Here is a 23,136-nt window from a genome sequence, read left to right on the forward strand (position 1 = left end):
ATTGCTTCACATCGTTCGCAAAGACGAAATGTTAGTTGCTTCTATCTATGGACAACGCCGGTTGCAGGTACCCAGACTATTACTTTATCTGCTTCATTTAGGGTGAGCTCATTTTTCCAGAATTTTCTTCCTGCTCTAGCGATTCCAGTTCTTCTTTATTAATCTGCCCATTGGAAGCCATATGGTCAATTGCCTTATGTAAGGTATCCGCCAGACGGCTTTTGGTAAGGGCTATACCAAAAAATTTAATTGTATTTTTGTAATGATCCTGAACGGTTTCTCGCTCAGCTTGACGCAATGCCTTTGCTATACGATAGGCATAGGATTCATCGCTGGGAGTATTAATGATGTCTTTAATTTGAGCATGTAATTTCTCAATGATGTTTACACGCTGCTGACTTTGCTTGAAGAAAACACCACTATGCTTTGCTTGAGTGTAAGTATGCAGCTCGGCATTCAGGAAGTCATCAAGAATTTTTATAGAGGCATCCGTGACTCGTGGTTTATCAGCCGATACGAGGTTTGTCGAAAACAAAGTATTAACCTCTTGTTGTAAACTATTGTTGCGGCCTGAAAAGGTGGTCATTGCATTTTTTAATTCCCGCATATTTTTCAGATTGTCAAAGTCCTGCTTAAACGTTTCACTTGTAGAATGGGGCGAGGTCAGCAGTTTGTTTCTCAACTCAAGATAACCCTTTTCCCATTGAGCTTTCACATCAGGTTTATCAAGCTCTGCATCAATAGATTGAATATTAGTGATCCGCTCCGTTAGTTCTGTCTGAAACTGCTGAAGACCGTTGTCATTTCGGGTGATAAAATTCAGACAGCTGTCGGCATCTGAAAAGGCAGACGCCAGGCCTGAAACTATTTCTGCATGGATTTTTTTCTGCCTCTCGGTCAAATGCGAAGGTTCAGTTAATTTAAAGTCCCGTGTAATCTGCTCTGCCTGCGTTAATAGCTTTTCCATTGCAGCAAGGGTATCAGGAGAATCCTTATCTAGTAAATCCAATGCACTGTCTTTAATCGAGTCTAAAATCGCTTGATTGCACTCGTTGGCGGCTAACTGATGAATGGCAATGAATTTCGTTAACTTTGGGAGCTTATTTAATAATTCTTCGGTGTCAAATGCGGCAAGACTTTCAAATGGATCAAGTGCCAATTTCTGCAGTACATCGTACTCCGCTGTATTTTTTATGTTTTGTTTAAATTCTTCCGATAGTATTAAGTCAGAGAGACGGTAAAATTCCTGAAGCCTTGTGAACAGCTCCGCTTCTTCCAGCCGTTGACAATAGGCGCTGACTTGTGCAGGCGCATAGTATTCGCCAGTTATATCCTGAATAACCTGTTCAGTAATCTTTTGGTTTTGCGGACTCAGTCCGGTTTTCAAGTCATTAAGGCGTTGAATTAAATTATCAACTGTTCTAATGTCTTCAATTATTTGAGTGGCCCTGGATGCCAGGGAAAAAGAGAATGTATCCAGCGATTTTTCATTAAGCAGCTCTGTTTTTAAATTGTTTAGCGCGGTCTGGCGATCTCCAGGGCCGTTTTGCTGAAGTAAGCTGTCAACTTCCAGGACCAGAGTATTCAAGTGGGGCAAGGTATTTTTCAGCGCTTGCAGCTCTTCTATTACGTCAGGATCCAACAGACCGTCGCCAGTGAATTTATCTATATTTTCCCGGTAAAGTGCAAAGCTATCATAACCCACTCCCGTTTGTTCCAGTTCCTGTCGAATGGATTCAAGTGACTGAGTTAGCTGTTCTTGTCTCGGCAAGTTTGCATAAATATATTCTGCACTTCTTTCCTTAGAGGGATGAGAGGTTAAAACTTTCTCCACAAAAATCACTTTCTCCCCCGTTAATCCCTGAGAGCTGATATTCTGCAAAAGTTGAGGAAAGTGCGCTTGCAGGGCCAATCCCACTGCCACCCAATTTTTTGAATACTCTGTCTCGTGAAGCCACTGTCTTACGAATGCTTCATCCGGAGCAATACCCAATTCTTTAAGTGATATCAGAGTGTTGTCATTCACGCGTCCCCGTCTGAGGGCCTCTGATAGACCATCTGCACTAATTTTGGATAGAATCAGCTCTTTGTCTTCCTTCAGGCGCTGGTAGTCAGTGAAATCGATCGATGATAATACTCGCCATATATCTTCATAAAATAAATCGAACAGTGGCTTTCCCTGAGGACCTAGTGCGGATAGAGTGTTTAAGGCACCTTCTATTGAAACCGTAGAATAACCTTCAAACATCTTATCCATTATACCGGGTTCTTCCTTTAAATACTTTTCTATCAACCAGAATGAGTTGGTATCCTGTTTCTGTACCATATGGATAATTTTCGAACCAACCTCTTTTAACCGCAGATCATAAAACCAATCGTTTGGCTGAGGCACGCGTTGGAACAAAATAATTAATTCTCTAGCCTCCTTGGAGAGAAGCATGTCTTTCACATAGTCGTCTGAAAAAAATTTTTGTATTGTCGGATCCGATGTGCTGGCTCTTAAAATTTCACCGTATTTTTGATTTAATTCCGGGAATTGGCGAAGAAAATCCCGGGCTAGGGAAACAGGATTAATCGACATCGTTTCCGGCAAAGTAACCCTTTGATTTGAGCTAATTTTGAACCCGTAACCTGGAAATGGCTGGGGCGGAAGTGTATCCAAAAATAGAATGGGAAAGTCCTCATCATGTCTCCTATACGTATCACTGGAAAGAATTGCTTTCAGGAAAATAAAGCGATCTTCTAATTTAGGCAGGTTCTTGTCGATAAATTTATAATAGTGATGGGCACTGTTTTCCGCCATTGCCCGATTTTGATACACGGACGCACCATTGGGCGCGTTGGTAACATTCATAGGAATATAGGCGCGATTGGAAGGGGTATACTTAAAGGGAAAACCCTTACCATTAAACTTTCTGTCATAATTGGGCATTCAAATTTATCCAATAGTTTATTCTTGGGTAAATTTTAGCATAATATGTAAAAAGTTGAGCATCTGCTTTGTTTGCAGATATTGAGTTTACTCCACCACAATATCCGGAAAACGATCAGCATAATTCAGCGGCTTTTGCGCTAATCGAATAGCGAATTCCAAAGCGGTTTTATGAAAAATCCCTGCTAATGCCGCATCCTTTGCAAGAGCGGCAGGCTGACCCTCATCGCAATGATTACGGATAGCAGTTTCTAATGGCCATTGACCCAGGAGAGGCACATTAAATTTTTCGCTTAAATTGTTAGCGCCGCCTGTACCAAAAATTGCATCCTGGTGACCGCAAGCACTGCAGTTGTGCCAGGCCATGTTTTCGATAATACCCAGCACATCGATGTGCGTTTTTTCAAACATCATGATGGCTTTTTGAGCGTCGAGAGTCGCAACCGGCTGCGGTGTAGTGACGATAACGGCTCCAGTCAGAGGAATTTTTTGCACCAGACTTAATTGAATATCGCCTGTTCCTGGAGGCAAATCGATAAATAAATAATCCAGTTCCTGCCAGAGAGTTATATCAAGCATTTGCAGCAGAGCTTTTGCCAGCATCGGGCCCCTCCAAACCAATGCCTGATCACTATCCTCCGTCAGATAGGCAATTGACATTGCTTGAATGCCATGCACTTCAACGGGTAAATAATGATCATTTTCGACTTTAACCGGAGAAGAAGTTCCCAGCATCAAGGGAATGCTTGGACCATAAATGTCGGCATCCAGAATCCCAACACGCGCACCTGCTTGAGCAAGAGCAGTCGCTAAATTGATAGTCACCGTTGATTTGCCGACCCCTCCTTTGCCTGAGGCAACCGCAATAATGTTTTTAACGCCGCGTAAGCCCTTGCCGCTCATTTGTGTGCGATGAGTCTGGATTTTACCCTGCAAATCCATTTCAACTGCCATTCCCGGGCTTGCTATGCGGGTCTTTTCATTTAATAAATCGAGCAAAGCGTCTTTTATTTTGAGGACAGGAAAGCCGGCAGTGAACCGAATTTTTAGTATCGGACCGGTTTCGATGCTGTATTTCAGTCCTAACTCTTCAATGGTTTTATTAAGAAAAGGCACCTGCATTGAGGCAAGCTGGTAAAGAAGTTGATCGACTTGATTCATAATGTGGTCACAGGCTGACAGGAAACGGGGTAGCTTACACTATTTGAGGTGCGTCCACCACAAGTGACGTTTCGGCATAGGCCCAATGAATCCAGAGACCAGTGGCCAAATAATACACACCGCAATGGACGGGCCGCTGATCTCTTTGGGAGATATAGCGGGCATAGCTCTCTACCTGCAGACGATGTTCCTCTTTGGCCTGACTCGTTTCATCGCCTGTTTTAAAATCAATGATCCAGAGAATGCCGTTTTCAACAAACATCCTGTCGATGATTCGCGTGACCATCTGATTATTTTCTTCCACCAGGAAAGCATACTCGGAGAATTCCTCTTCATGCTGCTGACAAATCCATTGCCCGACCGGATCAGCGCAAAAATTGCAAAGATAGTTTTTTATAGTCGCCATGCCATTATCTTGCTCTTGTGAAGAACATCCCTGGGCTTTCAAATAGTTAGAGGCCAAATGCCAGGGAATTTCCGATTGAGAAAGCCGGTGATGTTCGCCAATCCATTGCAATAAGAGATGAATGGCATTACCCAAATGACGTGCGATATTATCATTAAGCCATTGAATGGGAAGAGCAAACTGATTAGCGGACTCATAGGCGTTCGCTGCGGAATAAAATTCAATGGGCAAACGATAAAGGGCAGGAAAAGCCTGCTCAGGTTCCTGGACAGTTTCGTTTTCAGCAATAAATTCTTCCCGTATTAAGCTTCTAAAGCTCCCCTCACGGGCTTTTTCCTGATGGTCATAAAGATAAAGCCGCTTTTTAGCCCGGGTAGTAGCAACATAGAGTAGACGCTGTTGTTCGTAGCTTTCTTTTTCAGAATGTATTTCACCAATGTAATCGTACAACTGACAGTTTTGCTCATGCGCTGCTCTTACTGGCGACATGAGGAAGAGCGCGTTTTGTGCCTGACGGGGCATTTTTAGCCACCGGAAAAGCGGCTTATCTGATTGTGCTGATTTGCTGCCCAGGCCGGGAAGGATCACTGTGTCAAATTCCAGACCCTTTGATTTATGAATTGTCATAATTTGCAAACTGGAAGAGGCCGCTTCCCGAGCATAGAGCTCGTTAAACTGGCGCTCAAATTGCGGCAAACTATTTAATAAGCCATTGTCATCGTATTTTTCCAGAAGACTTAAGAATTGCTCAATATCCTGCTCTTGCGCAGCTTCTAAAATAGAGTTGAAATGGAAGCGTTCGGCAGTAATTTTTACCCAACTGGCCAGTGATTGTCGATTCCGCTCTTTAAAAGCCTGCCTGAAGAGGGCGCTGGCAAATTGCACGCGAATCTGACTGTCCGCACTTAGCGATTGAACAAGGGATTCTGTGCTTATTAACTCCAGGAACGTCGCTTTTTTATCTGCATCGGCGAGGCGGTATAAGTCAGTTAGAGATAGGCCCACTGAAGGACTTCTGAGAAATGCCATCCAGGAAGTACGGTCAGCCGGCATTAACAGCGCCTTGGTTAAAGACCAGATATCCTGAAGATGGGGCAGGTTGGCTAATCGCTCAATATCGACTCCCTGAAACGCAATTCCTTCACTGCGTAAAGCGGCTGTAATAGCCTGCAATTGGGATCTTGAGCGCACAAGAATGGCCACACTGTCGTCAGGATATTGCAATTGCAGGGTTTTAATAAGGGCTGCAACTGCCTGCGCTTCTGCTTCTTTGCTGCAAAATTGTCGAGCAACAATATGACTATCTTCTCGAGTTTGTACCACATTAACTGAGGGATAAAAGGATATGGCTCCAGATTCGATATCATCTCGCGCGGGAAAAATGGTTTTAAACTCCTGGTTAATCCATTCAATCACTGGCGCTGTCGAACGAAAATTACTGCATAACTCCAGTGAGTGAAGAGGAACCGGCCCAATACCTTCCTCTTTCGCCTTTAAAAACAATCCGACTTCGGCTTGTCGGAACCGATAAATGGATTGCATGGGATCTCCCACTACAAACAAGGTTTTATTTTCAGAGGGCAACCACCCCTGAATTAGTTTTTCCAGCAACTGATATTGCTGAATGGAGGTATCCTGGAATTCATCGATTAGCAGGTGATGGATACTGTAATCAAGATAAAGGCTTAAGTCGGTGGGATTGTCCTCGCCGCCTAAAGCATGCAGTGCCTGCTGGGAAACGGCTGCAAAATCTACCTGATTTTTCTCAGTAAATACAATTTGCAAATGGGCTGCCAGCATAGGTAGCAGCGTCAGTAGGGATTGAAGAATATGCCATTGATATTCATCATAAACCGGTTCAGGCAATTGTTTAATTTTAATCAGTCTGTGGGTAAAGTCCGGGAGTAATTCAAGGGCTGCCAGCAATTCTTTACTGTCATTTTTTAAAGCCTGGTACTCAGCTTTCGGACAGCTATTCGCCTTTAAACCGACATGATGATCAAAACCGTTGCGCAGTTTGTCCGCTTTCGTTAGTAGCAGTGAAGCCAGACCAAGACCCAACTCCTTATTTAATTCCTCAAACGTATTCCAGGATTTCAGCGGATAGCGCAAAGAGCCAGGATCATTTTCGATTGAAGCCACATGCTGGCATAGCTTGCGCAGAGTTTCACGCAGCGAAACCGGAACACTTTCCTGAAAGCGTTTGATCTCATGGTTCTCTATCCAGCGTAAAGCCTGTTCAGACGAATCCTTTGTTTGCGCACGCACGGAGTAGATAAGACCTAACCATTGTTCCCGGCTTGCCAGTAAACTGGAAAACAGGTCCAGTAGTTTATCCTGGCGATTATCAAGGTGTTCAAGCAGGGCCTGAATTGGAGACTGTAATACTGAAGTCTCAAGGCAGGTATGCAGGCATTGACGGGCTGCGAGTCGATACAGATCAGCCTGATTCTCGGCGATTGAAGCAAAATTGCTTTCCTGTTCAAGCAATGGGATTGACTGCGCCAGATATTGGCATAAAGAGTCAATTGTCATTACTTTTAATCGACCGGGCTGCTGCAATAATTGCCAACCCATTCGCTTGCTATGCTCCAGTGCAGACTGCGCATAACTAAAGGTAAGTTGCTGGTGGGCGTTGGCGGGAGTCTTATTTTGCTCCGCTTTTCCCAAAGCCAGCAAAATTCGTTCCTTCATCTCACTCGCTGCCTTACGGGTAAAGGTTAGCGCAATGATTTGTTCTGGCGCACTGACCTCGCTCAGCAGCCGCAAAAAACGCTGAGTAAGTAATTCCGTCTTGCCTGAACCGGCAGGCGCCTGCACAATAAAGGAGCGCCGAGGATCTGTGGCCTCTCTACGCTCGAATGCATCCTGAAGCATATTAGTCAACCACAATTTCCTGGGCTGGCGGGCGTAAATTGTAATTGGAGCCCATGCAATGACCATATGCACCGGTATTGGCAATCAGCATGATGTCATTTTCACGGGTGTCTGGCATCAGCCGGTTGTAGCCTAAAGTATCTCCGGATTCACATATTGGCCCTACAATATGAGCAAATCCAACTTTCTCCTCGTGAAGCCGGCTTAGATTAACTATTTCATGATAAGCGCCATAGAGCGAGGGGCGAACCAGTGAGTTCATGCCGGTTTCTATACCAATAAACCGCACTCTGCCTTTGTCCTTGCATTGCGTTACTTTGGCAAGAATTACCCCGCTATTGGCAACAAAATATCGTCCTGGCTCCAGCCAGAAAGACAATTGTGGAAACTGGGATTTAATCGCCATCAGCGAGCTGTCGAATGCAGCCAGATCGAGGGCGCGTTGACCAGGTTTTTCTGCAATTCCCAAGCCGCCTCCCAGATTAATGATGCTGATTTCGGGAAACAGTTTGGTAAAATTGGCTAGCATTCTTGCTGTATCCTGCCATAACTCAGGGGTCAGAATGCCGCTGCCGGAGTGAGAATGCAAGCCGACAACCTGAATCTTAAGTTCTGAAATCAGCTCTGCTGCCAGGCTTAAATCATTTTGCGGAATACCGAATTTGGACTCGTTGCCCGCTGTGCTTACAAACTTGTGATGGCCTGCTCCAGTGCCAGGATCTACTCTTAAAAAAAGCTTCCGGTTTCTAAAAATTTCTGGCCAGGTTTGCAAGGGATAGAGATTATCAATGGTTAGATGACACTCCAGATCCAGTGCAAACTCATATTCTACTCGTGGCGCAAAATTGGGAGTGAATAATATCCTTTCGCGAGAAATGGTCGGGAAAAGGGCTAGAACATGTTTAAGCTCATTGATAGAAACGCACTCAAATCCGATTCCTTTGTCGTATAAAGTCTTGAGAATTTCAGGATGGGGATTGGCTTTAACCGAATAAAACAATTCATCAATAGATTCGAGATTGATTAGCTCATCGGCTTTTTGCTGCTGAGTTTCGCGGTCATACGCATAGCAGGGCGAATATTGCTGGGCCAGATTCAGGAGTTGCTCGCGCTTGCTTTCCCACCAAGGGGTTTTTTGAATTTCTGGCTTCCCGAATTCCTCATGCCAGCTCTTTGAATAATAGAAACTTTGCGGATTATTTTCGATCAATAAATGATGAAGTTTCTGGCAAAGTTTTTCTGCATGCGATTCATCCACTACAAAAGTCATATTAAGATCATTTGATGCGAGCGACATCAGATAGATTTGTTTGGCTTCAAATACTTCAAGTGTCGGACCTAATTGCGGCAATACAGTGCGAATATGATGGCCAACCAGACTAACGGCACTGCAGGGTTCGATTATTTTGGCACGGCCGAAACGGTTGAGGTCAGTTATCAGGGCGTTTAATACTTCACGATCTCTTAGCTTGACGCTGCTATCTAATGAGAGGGTCACGTTAAACTCAGAGGATGAAAGCAGATCAACTGAAAAGCCGTGGTGCTTAAAGGCCGTGAAAACATCCGCGAGAAAGCCTACCTGCTGCCACATATTCAAGGTGTCGATGGAGATAAGGATAATGCTATGTTTTACCTGAATGGATTTAATTGGCGGCGCCAGTTCATCGCTATCCTTGGAAATCATGGTTCCGGAATGCTCAGGCATGCGCGTGAATTTGACGACCATCGGAATACCGGCATTACGAACTGGCGGTAAACAATTGGGGTGCAGTACCTTTGCACCCATCGACGCAATTTCCTGGGCCTCGTCATAGTTGAGCTGTTTTAAAAGCCTGGCATGGGGCATTTGATGCGGATTGGCAGTATAAATTCCGGGTACATCAGTCCAGATTTCACAGAGACTCGCCTGTAACTTGGCCGCCAGTAGAGCCGCGGAGGTGTCAGAGCCTCCACGTCCAAGCAATACAGTATCGCCTTGTGGATTGGCTGCAAAAAAGCCCTGGGTAATAATTGCCTGATAGCCGGAATTTAGCAGTTCGCTGGCAAGTTCGGGTTGCGGGTCACTGTGACAGCGGGCGGAGAGATAATTTACAGAGTCGCCTCCGGGAATCGGGGTGGAGACCAGTGCTTTTCGAACATCGTACCAGAGACAATGAATACCCCTGGCTTCAAGAAAGGCGTGGCCAAGCCGGGTCATCATAATTTCACCGAGAGACAGGACCTGCGCGCGTGTTTTTGCGGGAGCCTCTCGCAAAAGAGCAATCCCTGTCAGCCATTTTTCAAGCTGTTCCAGTTCTGTCTGAATCAGCGAAGGGGATAAACCCAGTTCTTCTATCAACTGGTAATGGCTCTGTTCAATATCATCATAAATACTTTTGTGCTGATCAACTAAAGCAGCCTCAATAGCTTGCTCAAGTTTATTGGAGATCTGGGTCATTGCCGAGCAGACAATGACAGGCTGCAAGCCATTTTTTATGTGCTTCTGAGTGATAAAGCCAATATTTTCCCAGGTTTGTAAAGAGGAGACGCTAGTGCCTCCAAATTTGGTTACTATTTGCTGCATAATATACTCGCACAAAAAAAGACCACATTACCACGGAGTTGTGAGAGAAGACAAGTGTGAAGAAGTTGCTGCGGAAATAAAAAGCCAATGTGATTTTATATGTTTCACTTTGGTTTTTTATTTACTTATCAATGGCTTTTTTATGATTATTTTAATTGATTTAATTGAAAACTATTGTAATTCATTTATTATCTTTGCTTTGGCTGAACGATTGATAATATTGTTTAACAATGTTGTTTAAATTTTTGGGACGCATTAATAGTTAAGGAGCGTGGAGTGAAGAGCATGCAAAAACCCATAAGAACGATGGTCAGTGCTGCTGTTGTGTCAATGATGGCTGTAAGTGCTGCTAATGCAGGGGCGTTTTCTCTGTATACTGAGAGTGCGGGATATGTGATTGGTAACTATGCTGCGGGAGCTGCTGCCGAAGCTGCAGATGCCTCAACAGGCTGGTATAACCCTGCCGGATTGGCTTTGTTACATAATCAACAAATTGTAACGGGTGGTGTTGGCGTTTTCCCAAGCAGTAAATTATCTGGTACTTCTACTTTCAGATCGTTTTCAGGCCTTCCATTCCCCTCAAATCTCAATATCCAGACGTTCAATGATGTACAGGGCGCGAATGATGCATTTGTACCTTCTTTCCATTATGCGCTGCCGCTTACTGACCGCGCTACCTTCGGCTTGAGCATCGTATCTCCATTTGGTTTGTCTACCGAATGGTCTCGAAATGAGCCAATGCGTTATCAGGGAACATTCAGTGAATTGATTACCACCACTATTTCTCCTGAAATTGGCGGTATGATTACGGATAACTTCTCTTTGGGGGCCGGTATCGACCTGCAATATGCGCGAGTTAAATTTAACAGCGTTCTGGGGGTTCCTACAGTAGCCTTCGCAATTACTCGAAATTCGTTCGCACTGGATTCTCCTTCCTATAATAAAGGAAATTCGACCGGTGTTGGATTCCATGCTGGTGCGATGTATATGTTTAATGACAATCATTCGCGAATTGGCTTGAACTATCAGTCCAAAATGAATCACACATTTCATGGCTACAGCCGTTTAAGCGGCCCGCTCGCAACTCCAGGACTAAATTTGACAAACCCTCGCAGTGTTATCTTTGCTTGCAACACTTGTACGTTTACAAGCCATAACCTGTCAAGTAACAACCTGGACTTCCCTGAAATTGTAACCCTGAGTGGATACCATGATGTCAATGACAAGCTGGCATTATTAGGCTCGGTTGTTTATACAGGATGGCATTCAATCAGAACGATTGAACTAAGAAACGTTGCTGCGTTTTCCCAGGGTATCGGTCAGGTAAAAGCGAATTCAATATCCAATGAATACTATGACAATGCATGGCGTGCTGCTATTGGTGCGAACTACAAGTTCACCGACCAATGGATGCTGCGTGTGGGCGGTGGATACGACCAAACTCCAACCACTGATGCAAATCGTACTGTTCGTCTGCCTGATGCTGATCGCTGGGCGCTCTCAGTGGGCGGTCACTATCAATGGCGTTCTGACATTGGGTTTGATGCAGGCTGGACTCACTTGTTTGCTGCTGGCGATCCAACGCTTAACAAGAATCAGACCACTTCAAGCTTTACTACCAACGTGAACGCTACTGCAAAAGTAAGAGCGGATCTGGTTGGGGTGCAAGCGACCTGGACAATGGACCAAGTAGCTCCTGTACCTACAAAATAATAGAGTTGAACTCTAAAAAAGCCACCCAATGGGTGGCTTTTTTGTTACAGGAATCCACAAAAAACCTTCTTTGCGAGCGTCAGCGAAGCAGTCCAACGCATCACTTCTCTCAAAGCTTGATCTGGATTGCTTCACTTCGTTCGCAAAGACGACAGCTGAGTTTGCCTGCTTCTATCCACGCAACAATACCTCTGCCGGAATGACACAGTTTGTATTGCTTAACAGTTTTATCTCATCAGTTTCGCTAAATCTTTGGCAAAATAAGAAATGATCATATCGGCGCCCGCTCTTTTAATCGCAATCAGACTTTCCAGCATGGCCTGCTCTTCATTGATTAATCCCTGACTTGCTGCGAATTTCAGCATGGAATATTCACCGCTTACCTGATAGGCACATAGAGGAACGGCAGGAATTGCCTGTTTTAACTTATAGATGATATCCAGATAATTCATTGCGGGTTTTACCATCAGCATGTCTGCACCCTCTGCCAGATCAAGTTCAGCTTCTCGCAGCGACTCTTTGCTGTTGGCCGGATCCATTTGATAGGATTTACGATCGCCGAATTGCGGAGCGCCCTGCGCGGCTTCACGAAACGGGCCATAAAAGCTGGAGCAATATTTTACCGCATAGCTCAATATCGCTTTATCCTGAAACCCGGCGGCATCGAGTGCGTTTCTGATTGCCATCACCATACCGTCCATCATACCGCTCGGTGCTATCCAGTCAGCTCCCGCCTGCGCATGACTAACGGCCTGTTGCGCGAGAAGCTCAAGCGTTCGGTCATTATCGACAATGGTATCTCTCAAGACACCGCAATGACCATGATCAGTGTATTCGCAGAAACACAGGTCCGTAATAATGAGCATTTCGGGATTAGTCTGGCGGATAATCTGTATAGCTTTTTGAATAATACCCTCCGGCTGCCATGATGAACTGCCTCGCTCATCCTTATGGGCTGGCAAGCCAAATAGTAATACCGCCGGGATACCCAGAGAGGATATTTCTTCAATTTCTTTAGCCAGCGCATTAAGCGGCAGTTGATATTGACCGGGCATGCTGGGAATTTCACGCGCAGCATTCAGTGTCTCACTGATAAATAAGGGATAGATAAATTGTTCAATAGACAGTCGAGTTTCCCTTAAAAGTGCTCGGCTTGCAGAGGTTTGTCGCATACGTCTTAATCGCAACGGCAGATTATAAGCCATAGTCATTTACTCCTTTTGATGAGTGTATAAAAGATCGATACCGCTTCCTGTAGTGCTTGCATCGACCTGTATACTAAAAAATTTGTTCAGCAAATACTTCAGGGTCAGCACATTGCTGTCTGCCTGGGAAAGACCTACGTTATAACTAAGGTACAGACGTTTGGAAATCGCTTTACCTACCACGAGCGAGGTCGTGTCATTGACCTGATTAGTTTGTTTATTATAGGTACTGTTATTAGCTAAATTAAAATCGACACCCAGTTTCTGTTTTAACTGATTCACCAGTTGCAAGCCATTGCTTCCTGAGTCGAGATTCATAGAGCTGATGGCTGTTAAAAGTAATTGCCCCCCGGATTTATTAGCCTGATTGGCAGGTCGGCCCAGTAATAGCATCGACAAAATATCCGCTTGCGAAAGTGTTGCGGGATTTGAAAATAATTTGACTTGCGGTGACAGCAGCCGCCCGCTCACTTCAATGCCCACCGTGAGCTTATTGCCAAAATCCAGGGTTTGTATATTGCTGGGATTAAAATCAAATAATTGATCAGAACCTGCAAAAGTCGCGGTAGTATTGGAGAATTTTCTCACCGCTCTGATATTTAAGCCCGGGTTATCAATTAATCCACCGGTGAATAACAGTTCCCCCTGTTCAATAGTTAAATCCTGTCCATAAGCCTGATATTTACCGTTAGTAATAGTTAATTCTCCACCGGCATTTAGAGGCCCATCCGGCAATTGCCTGAGATTGATTGAACCCCGTAAAAATCCATTCAAGCCCTTGACCGCTAACTCGACTTCGTCCCCCATTTCGACATTGACGTTCGCATCAATATGCAATGGGTTATCAGCGGGTTTTTTATCTTTAAAAACCACATCGCTGCTTAAAGTGACCGTATTATTAAAAGATTGCGGCTTCAGTGAGGCTTTAGGAATGACAAGCCGCCCGTTTAACGCCAGTGAGGAGGGGGTAAATATAAATTTTAAATGTGGGGATAAATAAATGACGTATTCCGCTGTGTTCATCACCAGCAGGTTCTCGCCATCTACAGACAACTGACCTTTTACCTCTGGAAAGAAATCGCCGTTACCAGCAATCTTTAGCGGTTTTTCACCGGCATAGAGGTTACCGGTTACTAACCAGTGGTTATCCTGACTCTTTAATTTGATATCAACAGGACTTAGCGTTAAACCATTTCGTTTAGCAACAAGGCTCCCATTTTTCAGATCCATAAGCCCGCTTAAGTCCGGTTTGCCAATGCTTCCTTTAATATCCAGATTAGCTAACAGTTGGCCGCTGGTTTTGGAAATTTCAGGGCTCATATTGGCAAGGAAATCCAGAGAGTTAATCACCAGACGAACGGAACCTTTGATCGCTTGCTGGTTGAGATCCGCCTGGAGGAAACTAAATTTTGGCAAATCGATAGCAAGGCGAATCGATTTGTCCGAATCAATATTAAAGTTACCGCTTGTTTTTAGCCCGCTTTTCACCAGATTCGCTTCAAATTTCCCGCCTTTGAAGGCAAGCAACTCCTTGTCGGGAATTTGGTAACTGCCCTGGGCAATCTCGATTAGCAGTTTGCCTTTATATTCTGTTTCAAAGTTACCCATTGCAGTGATCCGGGTTTTTAAGCCGGCCAGCGAGGGATGTAATAGCGCCGGTTCGCTTAATGCCGCATTCAGTTGCCAAGGTTTATTGGGAAGATGTTTTATTAGAATCTGATTATTCCCCAGATTAATTTGTGCGGATTGGGTTTGTCCTTGCGATTTAATGACTGCTTTTAACGCCTGTTGATAGTAAAGGGCATTAATTTGACCGTTTAATAATAAGTTCTCTAAATTCTCGCCAGCAAATTTCAGATGGGTCTGTAATTCTTTAAGAGGGGAATCAGGTAAAAAATACTCGGAAAAACTGGCATTCAGAGATCCCTGTAATCCTGGTTTTCCATTCAGAGAATAGAGGGTTTGCAAATGCAGTTTGCCCTCGCGAGAGTTAAAGTCCGTTGTACTGCTAATTTTGTCCTGATTTGCAATGGCATTAAGCGTCAATTGCCCCTTAAGCGGCTGTGTAAATTGCGCCTGCATTTGCAGGAGCAGATTGGAAAGTTTGCCTGTGATTTGCAATTGTCCTTTAGCAATTTCCAGTTCGGGCTTTTCAAGAGGCCATTTTAAATCAGCCCATTGAAACTGTGCATTGACCTCTGAAAAATGCTCTATGCTTCCATGTCCGCTCAATACACCTGGCTGATTCAGCTTTCCTCTCCAGCTATACAGAGCTTGATCGCCAGCAAACAGCAGTTCACCCTTGGCACCTTCTGGTGAAATAGAGTTCAGACTCAAATTAGCCGCTGCCTGATAGGGAGGCTTTGTTTGCATCCAGGCTTGCAATCCAAGCTGCTGCTGTTGATAACCTAATTGCAGCTCATCGAGTAGCCACAGGTCTTTTTTAAGCTGCACACGCAGTTTCAAGCCATCAACTTGCTGTATTTCATTGTTTAGTGTAACCCTTAGGTTTTGAACTGTGAGCTTATTGATGAGCAGCTCCACAGGGAGCGAGGGCAGGGCGTAGTCCGCATGTTCAGATGGCGGAGTTTGACAGTTTACTGGTTGGGTGCTGGGTACTTGCTTATAATCCAGCCGTTCAATTTGCAAGGAGCGAACATTGATACGCCGATGCAGTAAATCCTTAAGCCGCCAGTGTAATTGAAACTCCGTCAGGTTAATCTCTTGGCTCTTGTCTGTATAGTGGAGCTTGTCAATATGAATACGACCTGCGGCTTCACCTTTTAAACCTTCAAACTGTAAGGTTCCAGGAACAAAATGGCTTGTTGTTTTTACAAGAAGATATAACCCAGGGGTTGTGGTAAGCAAGAAAAGCAGGAGGCTGCTCAATATCACCAAAAGCCAGAGAGTGCTATAAAACAGTTTTCTGAAAACTAATCTGAATATCATAAATCCGGCCCCATATTGATTACCAAACGAGGCTTTTTATCCTTGCGATTAAAATGTCCGTCAATAGCCTGGGCTACTCCAATCTTAATGGGGCCAACCGGGGAAACCCACATTAAACCTATTCCCAGATCGTTTTGCCAGTTTTTAAGGCTGGGTTTATACACATCGCCAGTATCAAAAAATCCGGTTAAATACCAATGCTCAAATGTTTCTTTCTGAATTTCCAGGCCGCCGTAAGACATGATTTTACCGGGGCCGATGGAATTATAGGTATAGGCTTTTAAATTATCCGCCCCTCCTAGCAGCATGGAGAGCGACAAGGGTAATTCATTGATATCATCAATCAAAGTGACGCCCTGTATAGTATGAAAATAAAAGCGTGTACGCATTCTTTCAATGGTTACAGCGGCTTTGGCATCGAGAGAGGTTTGAGCAAAATTAATTTCTGACAAAGCGAGTTGACTTGCCCCCAGAACATTGACTGTCAGATTATAGCCTGTTGGCGAAAACAGCTGATCTTTTTTATTCATCCAACTCAGACTGGCTTTGGGATAGAGGATTAGTTTTTCAAATTTTGGGGTGTCATCATAGCTGTAGCGCTCATAGAGACCATTAAGGGATAAAACTCTCTGGAAATGGCTAAGTGTATGCCTTTGGGCTAAAGAAACCTGCCCGGAATTACTATAGCCTGCACTGTAATTGAGATTGGCGACACTGCCAAAAATGTCATATTCGTCAGTCAGCGGATTTTTACCGGGAATAATGTACTGTGCCTGCAAGCGATTCTCATTGAGTGAGCCCAGTGCAATCGCATTGAATTTGTGGCCGGATGAATTGACCGGAGTGACATGATAGCCCAGGCGTCCGCGAACACCCGTATCGGTACCAAAGCCAAGCCCCACTGAATAATTGACTCGTGGAGCTGGCTGAAGATGAACATTGACAGGGATCATTTGCCCATTTTCATTTAAAACGGGTTTGACAATCACATTGCTAAAGTAGCCGCTTCCGGACAGCGCGTTATTTAAAGCCAGTATTTGCTCTGTTGAATAGGATTGCCCTTCGCTGAAAGGAATATAACGTCTTAATAATTCCGGGGAAATATAGCTTGGACTGAATTGGACCTGGCCAAAATAGTATTGCGGTCCGGTATTAAAAATCAATTGTATATCCGCGCTATTCTGCTCATTATCTACAAGCACTTCTGCTTTATCAAAGGAAGCATGCAGATAACCCTGATTCTCGGCGGCGTTCATCAAAGCTTGTTTGGCTTTTTCATAATTTTCACTAATAAATGGTTTGCCCGTTTCAAGCCCCAGTTTTTTCAGACTGCGGTTTATCAAGTAATTGTTATTTCCTTCACCGATGACACTAATGGAGACTCTGGAAATTAACAAGCGTGGACCAGGGCTTATTTTGATTTGCAAATTATTTTTTCTACGCGTAATCGAAATCTGAGGGCTGAAATAGCCGTAAGGAGAAACCGCCTGAGCAATTTGAGTGGTTAATTCCTCATCAGTTTGAAATTGCAGTGACTTATTTTCCGAAATTTCCTGCAGTCGTGATTGAATATTGGCCAACACTTTGCCTTTAACACCTGAAATCACAAAGTGCCCGCTATTTTCTGCTGCCATTAAAAGCGGCAGCGAGAGGAAAAGTAGAAAAAGCCTTTTATTCATAACAGCGCTGTATCATGGATGAATCTTTTCCTGTGAAGAGAGAGCATAATCATCTTTTAATTGATAAATCAGCTCTAAAGCCTGTTTCGCGGTCAGATTATCCGGTTCAATCCGCGCTAGCCTGTTTAAAATGGAATGCACATATTCAGGCATTGGCAAAGGTTGACTGGTTTCTATAAAGGCCGATGGAGCTGTTACCTGCTGGAATTCATGCAAATGCATTTTAGCAAGTTTTAACACTTCCGCAGGTAGGCCTGCCAATTGAGCGACCTCAAGTCCATAACTTCGATCAGTACAACCCTCCTCAATGTGATACAGAAACATAATTTTTCCGTCAATTAGCTTTACCTGCAAATGCTTATTAATAATACAGGGATAGTGATCAGGCAGGCTGGTTAATTCGAAGTAGTGGGTCGAGAAAAGGGTAAAAGCCTTAATAGTTTGGGCCAAATGAACACACACCGCATAAGCAAGCGCCATTCCGTCGTAAGTACTGGTCCCGCGCCCAATTTCATCAATAAGAACCAGGCTGCTCGCGGTCGCCTGTCTCAGAATATGGGCGGTTTCTGTCATTTCGACCATGAAAGTAGAGCGTCCTGAGGCTAAGTCGTCACTGGCGCCAATTCGAGTAAAAATTTTATCAATCAGGCTTAAATGAACTCGAGCTGCCGGTACATAGCTCCCTATATGGGCAAGTAGCACAATCAAGGCCGTTTGCCGCATATAAGTGGATTTACCTCCCATGTTCGGGCCGGTAATCAGCAGCATATTTTTTTGCGGCTCAAGCGTCAGATCATTAGCGATAAACTGCTCCTGACGGATGAGTTCAATCACTGGATGGCGTCCTGCTACGATATGAATGCCTTGTTGATTGACAAACCTTGGGCAGGTCCAGTTGTAGAGGCTGGCTCGATCCGCGAGATTAACCAGAACATCCAACTGGCTAATTGCATCAGCAAGTTGACTTAAGGGTTTAATATGCTCAAGCAGGAGTGCCAGAAGATTCTCATAAAGCCACTTTTCCCTTGCTAAAGCTTTAACCTGTGCGGAGAGAACTTTTTCTTCAAAGGCTTTCAACTCCGGGGTGATATAGCGCTCCACTCCTTTTAGAGTTTGCTTTCTTTGATAGTAATCCGGAGCTTTATCCGATTGATTTCGAGATAATTCAATATAATATCCCTGGACGCGATTATAGCCAAATTTCAATGTGGATAAGCCGGTTCGCTGTTTTTCCGCCAGCTCAAACTCGTTTAACTTTCCATTTGCATTCTCACTCAAAGCTCTTAATTCATCAAGCTCATCATCAAATCCAGGAGCAATCACACCGCCGTCTCGAATCAGCATGGGGGGATTATCAATAATTGCCTGCATTAACAGGTTCAACAGCTCTGCTTGCGGCGTCAATCCTTGGGCAATCTGCTGAAGCAGGGCAGAGGTATTATTGTGTAAAATGTGGCCAAATTCAGGTAAAAGACTCAGGCTTTGTCTCAAGTGGACTAAATCGCGAGGTCTGGCAGAACCCAGGGCAATTCGAGATACAATACGCTCCACATCGCAAATTTGCTTAAGTAGCGACTGAAGCGAGGTAATCTGCTGTTTTTCGCTTAATTCACCAATACTGTCCTGTCTTTGGGTAATTGTAGAGAGATTTCTTAGCGGTCGGCCCAGCCATCTTTTCAGAAGACGGCTTCCCATTGGATTCACTGTGTGATCCAAAACGGCCAATAAACTATTCTCCCGGCCTCCCTGATAATTTTCAAAAAGCTCCAGATGTTTTTGGGTCGCAGCATCCACATGTAAATACTCTTCATTATTTTCCAGAGTGATTTGTTTTAAATGAGGCAGTGCCTGACGCTGAGTAGTTTTGAGATAACTCAACAGGCAACCGGCTGCGACCAAAGCTAATTGGTAATTTTTTTCGCCAAAGGCATGAAGGCTTACTACTTCAAACTGCTCACTCAGGAGTTCTTTGGCTTTATTTAAATCAAATTCCCAGTGAGGCCGTGGTTTAACACAGCAATTGCCTGGCAATGAAAATGAAGCAGATTCCTGTAACAAGTGTTCAGCTGCCTGCAGGCGGCTAATCGTAGCATACAGCTGCTCTTCATCATCTGCCTCCAGTAAATGAAAGCGCCCGCCGCTTAAGTCTACCCAGGCAAGCCCATAGCGCTTTGCCTTTTCATAAATAGCCAGAAGCAGATTGTCTGACTTGGCATCCAGCAGTGCTTCATCGGTTAGAGTACCGGGTGTAATGATCCGCGTTACCTGACGTTCGACCGGTCCTTTGCTTGTCGCCGGATCGCCAGTTTGCTCGCAAATGGCGACTGATTCGCCTTTTTTCACCAGACGTGCCAGATAATTTTCTACGGCATGATAGGGAACACCGGCCATTGGGATTGGCTTATCCGCTGATTGGCCGCGATGGGTCAGCGTAAGATCAAGTAAGTGGGCCGCTCGTTTGGCATCGTCAAAAAATAATTCGTAAAAGTCACCCATGCGGTAGAACAACAGCATGTCAGGATAATCAGCTTTAATGCGTAAATACTGCTGCATCATTGGAGTGTGTGTTACAGACATGAGCAAAAATCAACAGAAAGAAAACTCCCGATTTTAGCAAACTGGCGTAGCCAAGTCAGTAATTAAGTGCATAAACAAAAATTAACTCGTTATCCTTTCACCAGGATTAAGTAGCCGGTTCGAATATGCATTACCATTGATGCGACAGCATCGACAAATAATTGCAAAAATTAATCAAATTAACCAAAAATTAAATAAACTGATATACTATTAAGAATGCTATTCACGGAGGAAAAAATAGCATGAAAACCATTAAGGATTATGATCAATTTAAAAATATTCTTCCTTATTCCAGTGAAATGTTTGGCGTGTATCAGCCGTTGCTGGGATGGAAATCCAAACGACAGTTAAAACGAATTGAACAGGATATTCAAAAGCAAAATTCGTTTCTTGTTCAGCAGTTAATCAAGCATTTTTCCAACCAGACAATGATTAGAGATTACAGCTTAAGAAGTTGTGAACTCAGTGACATAGTTATCGATTTAGGCGATTTTACAACTTCCGGCCAACTGAGTGTACAATCATCAGGAATTTTGCAGGAAATTAAAAAAATACTTCAAAAAAAACCGGCAAAAACGGAAGATGAGTGGCAGGATTTTATTACTAATTATGATTTGAAAAAAATCCTGCATGACACAGTTTATCCTGCTTATAAAGACGTATTCAGACAGCAATGTCAGCAATATAGCGAAAGCAGATCGCTTCGCGGTGAGAATACTGAATCAATGTTCGAGCGGGTTAACTTACTCAAACAGGATTTATATACTAATTTACTCAATAGCATGCAAAATGAATCGAAAATTGCCCGTGTAATTACCGAGCTGGCAAGCAACCGGGTCATTAAGCCGCTTAATCAGATCTTTTACACAGACATTCATTATAACAGTAAGACAGCCTTCTGGAATTTGGTTAAAAATTTTACTGATGATTACAAGGACCCTTATTTGACATTCGATCCTAAAAAAGATGTTGATAACGTGAGTCTTTCTCCTCTGGGAATTGTTCACTTGTTCAGGCAGTATTTTTTTGAATTTGATACCTTTCTCGGAAGTCCAACAGGCCACGTATGGCTTGCACCGGGGTCAACCGTTGAGTTGATTGAAATCAGTACGCGAAAAACCATCACTGAAAAATATTATGAAACCGGCTATGAATCCATTACCAAAACAGAAAAATCAACGACTGAACAAGATGAAATCAGCACTGCCGTAAAAGAAGATAACAAAAGTGACTTAAAGCTTGGGTTTACAACCACGGTGAATCAGTCCTGGGGCACAGGAAATGCATCTGCAACCGCCAGTTTAAATATGGACAGAACACAGCAGACTGCACGAGAAAATACACATAAAAAAATGCGTGAACAAACACAGAAACTATCGTCAGAAATCCGCGAAAACTTTAAATCAACCTTTAAGACCATTACTGAAGAATCCAACACATCCAGTAAGCGCTATGTATTAGCTAATAATACTCCGGATTTAATTAATTATGAATTGCGTCGTAAAATGCGCCAGGTGGGGGTGCAGGTGCAGGATATTGGCAGTTTTCTGTGCTGGGAAACCTTCGTGGATGAGCCAGGAGAAGCTTTGGGGCTAGCTAATCTGGTTCACATTGCCAAGCCTGCGGATTTAATTCCAAAACCAGTGATCTCTGAAACCATGCCTCCACCGGATAGTTCGGTTAACTTTACGGTACCGGCGGTCTGGGATTTTGGCGACAATCGGAAGTGGAATGTGCCGGGATTGGGTTTCGTGCCCTTAACCACTTTCCAGGTGCCTCCCCCTCCAGATGGTTTTGAGTTATTAAAAGCAAACTACCCGGATGGTTATATTAACATTAAATACATTTCCCATAGCGGTGAAGATTCGGAAAATCAAATCTATGCCTTTCATGGAAAATTTACGCCTGATTTTTCGCAAATCGAAATCGGTGTGATTACCGCTCCGGGTGGATTAGAGTGGGATGAGCGCATTGATTTCGTTGTAGGCGGTACTTTGCATTATACAGTGGCTGCTGCAAAGCTCGCTGAAATTAAGGCAGGAAACGATGCCAAGAAGGCAGCAATTACCCAAATCGAACAACAAAATGCTGAGGCGACCCGCCAGGCGTTTTTGAATGCCGCCAAAGAACGTATTGAGATGGCCAGCAATATCCAAAAGCGAAAATATGAAGAATTAAGAGAGGAAGAACGCATTATTGTATATCGCCGACTAATTCGTTCGCTCATGACCAATATGCATTATAAAGTGGATACCGAACCGCGTACCTTGCATGTATTGTCAGAGTTGATTAACTCCATTTTTGATGCCAATAAAATGCTGTATTTTGTAGCCCCGGAATGGTGGAAACCAAGGAAAAAATCCAGCCAGTTTTTAGGAGTAGGGGATTTCCAGAGCATTAATGCCGATGCGGTGAACTGGTCAGATAATGTACCACGAGAGGATAATTATTTAATCACCGATAAAAGCCAGCCAGCACCTATGGGCAGTTCATTGGGCTGGCTTTTGCAGCTTGATGGCGACAATATGCGCAATGCTTTTTTGAATGCGCCCTGGGTTAAGGCTGTTATCCCAATTAGGCCTGGAAAGGAGAGGGCAGCAATTAATTGGTTAAAAAATGTAAATGTTGAAGGGTCGGAGGGGCTGGATGCCGCCTATATGGCTCCTCAGTCGGAACTGGATGAGATGAAAACGAAACTTTTAGCCCTCGATCCTGCGGATGAGGTCGCTGGTCACGCCCAGGTAACTATCAATGACGCCATTCGTTTTCTATGTACTCAGGTTTCGCAAAAGCATGCTGAATCCAATAAAACCGATCATTACCCTAAGGGCGCTGAAATTCATGATGATGACAAGGTATCCGCTACCCCAATTGACAAGGTGTATGAGTATGGTTTTTACCCCCTGCAAGGTAGTTTTCGCTATGATCCAGCTGATCCTGATCCTAATAATCCGGATAAAAATTTCCAGGTTTTCGATCAATGGGTGGAAATTTTACCTACGGATCAGGTCGTTCCGGTAAAGGTAACCTATAATCCTTTAACGGGAAGACAGGAGCCGCCGGTTTAAGGATAA

The 23,136-nt window shown here is 44.0% G+C and carries 10 protein-coding genes; 2 read left to right on the plus strand and 8 right to left on the minus strand.

What is annotated here, in order from left to right; all coding sequences use genetic code 11:
• Positions 1-97: 97 nt before the first annotated feature.
• The 4 genes from DYH61_RS04685 to DYH61_RS04700 all read right to left on the minus strand — a co-directional run bounded on the left by DYH61_RS04685 (position 98) and on the right by DYH61_RS04700 (position 9,939).
• A complete protein-coding gene (locus DYH61_RS04685; RefSeq protein WP_058506177.1) occupies positions 98-2,932 on the minus strand; it encodes a hypothetical protein in 2,835 nt (944 codons plus the stop codon).
• An 87-nt stretch (positions 2,933-3,019) separates the two neighbouring features.
• Positions 3,020-4,093, minus strand: a complete 1,074-nt coding sequence (gene apbC, locus DYH61_RS04690) for an iron-sulfur cluster carrier protein ApbC (RefSeq protein ID WP_058506178.1) — start codon at positions 4,091-4,093, stop codon at positions 3,020-3,022.
• A gap of 34 nt (positions 4,094-4,127) precedes the next feature.
• Complete coding sequence (locus DYH61_RS04695) at positions 4,128-7,376, minus strand: UvrD-helicase domain-containing protein (RefSeq protein WP_058506179.1); 3,249 nt, start codon at positions 7,374-7,376, stop codon at positions 4,128-4,130.
• Between the two features lies 1 nt (position 7,377).
• Positions 7,378-9,939, minus strand: a complete 2,562-nt coding sequence (locus DYH61_RS04700; protein WP_058506180.1) for a bifunctional aspartate kinase/diaminopimelate decarboxylase — start codon at positions 9,937-9,939, stop codon at positions 7,378-7,380.
• A gap of 276 nt (positions 9,940-10,215) precedes the next feature.
• Here DYH61_RS04700 and DYH61_RS04710 point away from each other — a divergent pair, with 276 nt between their 5' ends.
• The gene (locus DYH61_RS04710; protein ID WP_058506182.1) at positions 10,216-11,652 is read left to right on the plus strand and encodes an OmpP1/FadL family transporter; all 1,437 of its coding nucleotides are present in this window, start codon (positions 10,216-10,218) and stop codon (positions 11,650-11,652) included.
• Positions 11,653-11,879: 227 nt separating this feature from the next.
• On the opposite strand, the gene hemB is transcribed toward DYH61_RS04710, so the two are convergent.
• From hemB to mutS, 4 genes are read right to left on the minus strand one after another with little or no spacing between them, the layout of a single operon-like run.
• A complete protein-coding gene (gene hemB, locus DYH61_RS04715; protein WP_407927338.1) occupies positions 11,880-12,857 on the minus strand; it encodes a porphobilinogen synthase in 978 nt (325 codons plus the stop codon).
• Between the two features lie 6 nt (positions 12,858-12,863).
• Positions 12,864-15,806 (minus strand): translocation/assembly module TamB domain-containing protein, encoded by a 2,943-nt coding sequence (locus DYH61_RS04720; protein ID WP_058506184.1) that lies wholly within the window; start codon positions 15,804-15,806, stop codon positions 12,864-12,866.
• Entirely contained in the window at positions 15,803-17,485 is a 1,683-nt protein-coding gene (locus tag DYH61_RS04725; protein ID WP_058506185.1) for an autotransporter assembly complex protein TamA, read from the minus strand. Before DYH61_RS04725 ends, DYH61_RS04720 begins: the two co-directional genes overlap by 4 nt.
• A 12-nt stretch (positions 17,486-17,497) precedes the next feature.
• Positions 17,498-20,062, minus strand: coding sequence for a DNA mismatch repair protein MutS (mutS, locus tag DYH61_RS04730; RefSeq protein WP_058506186.1), 2,565 nt, complete (start codon positions 20,060-20,062; stop codon positions 17,498-17,500).
• Positions 20,063-20,304: 242 nt separating this feature from the next.
• Between mutS and DYH61_RS04735 the strand changes: the two genes are divergently transcribed.
• The gene (locus tag DYH61_RS04735) at positions 20,305-23,130 is read left to right on the plus strand and encodes a hypothetical protein (protein ID WP_058506187.1); all 2,826 of its coding nucleotides are present in this window, start codon (positions 20,305-20,307) and stop codon (positions 23,128-23,130) included.
• Positions 23,131-23,136 lie beyond the last annotated feature (6 nt).

The organism is Legionella quinlivanii (assembly GCF_900461555.1).
GTDB lineage: Bacteria > Pseudomonadota > Gammaproteobacteria > Legionellales > Legionellaceae > Legionella_C > Legionella_C quinlivanii.

What these genes read in the sequence shown, in the direction of transcription:
- DYH61_RS04685 (WP_058506177.1), bottom strand. Translation starts at nt 2,932, where the DNA reads ATGCCCAATTATGACAGAAAGTTTAATGGTAAGGGTTTTCCCTTTAAG.
- apbC (WP_058506178.1), bottom strand. Translation starts at nt 4,093, where the DNA reads ATGAATCAAGTCGATCAACTTCTTTACCAGCTTGCCTCAATGCAGGTG.
- DYH61_RS04695 (WP_058506179.1), bottom strand. Translation starts at nt 7,376, where the DNA reads ATGCTTCAGGATGCATTCGAGCGTAGAGAGGCCACAGATCCTCGGCGC.
- DYH61_RS04700 (WP_058506180.1), bottom strand. Translation starts at nt 9,939, where the DNA reads ATGCAGCAAATAGTAACCAAATTTGGAGGCACTAGCGTCTCCTCTTTA.
- hemB (WP_407927338.1), bottom strand. Translation starts at nt 12,857, where the DNA reads ATGGCTTATAATCTGCCGTTGCGATTAAGACGTATGCGACAAACCTCT.
- DYH61_RS04720 (WP_058506184.1), bottom strand. Translation starts at nt 15,806, where the DNA reads ATGATATTCAGATTAGTTTTCAGAAAACTGTTTTATAGCACTCTCTGG.
- DYH61_RS04725 (WP_058506185.1), bottom strand. Translation starts at nt 17,485, where the DNA reads ATGAATAAAAGGCTTTTTCTACTTTTCCTCTCGCTGCCGCTTTTAATG.
- mutS (WP_058506186.1), bottom strand. Translation starts at nt 20,062, where the DNA reads ATGTCTGTAACACACACTCCAATGATGCAGCAGTATTTACGCATTAAA.
- DYH61_RS04735 (WP_058506187.1), top strand. Translation starts at nt 20,305, where the DNA reads ATGAAAACCATTAAGGATTATGATCAATTTAAAAATATTCTTCCTTAT.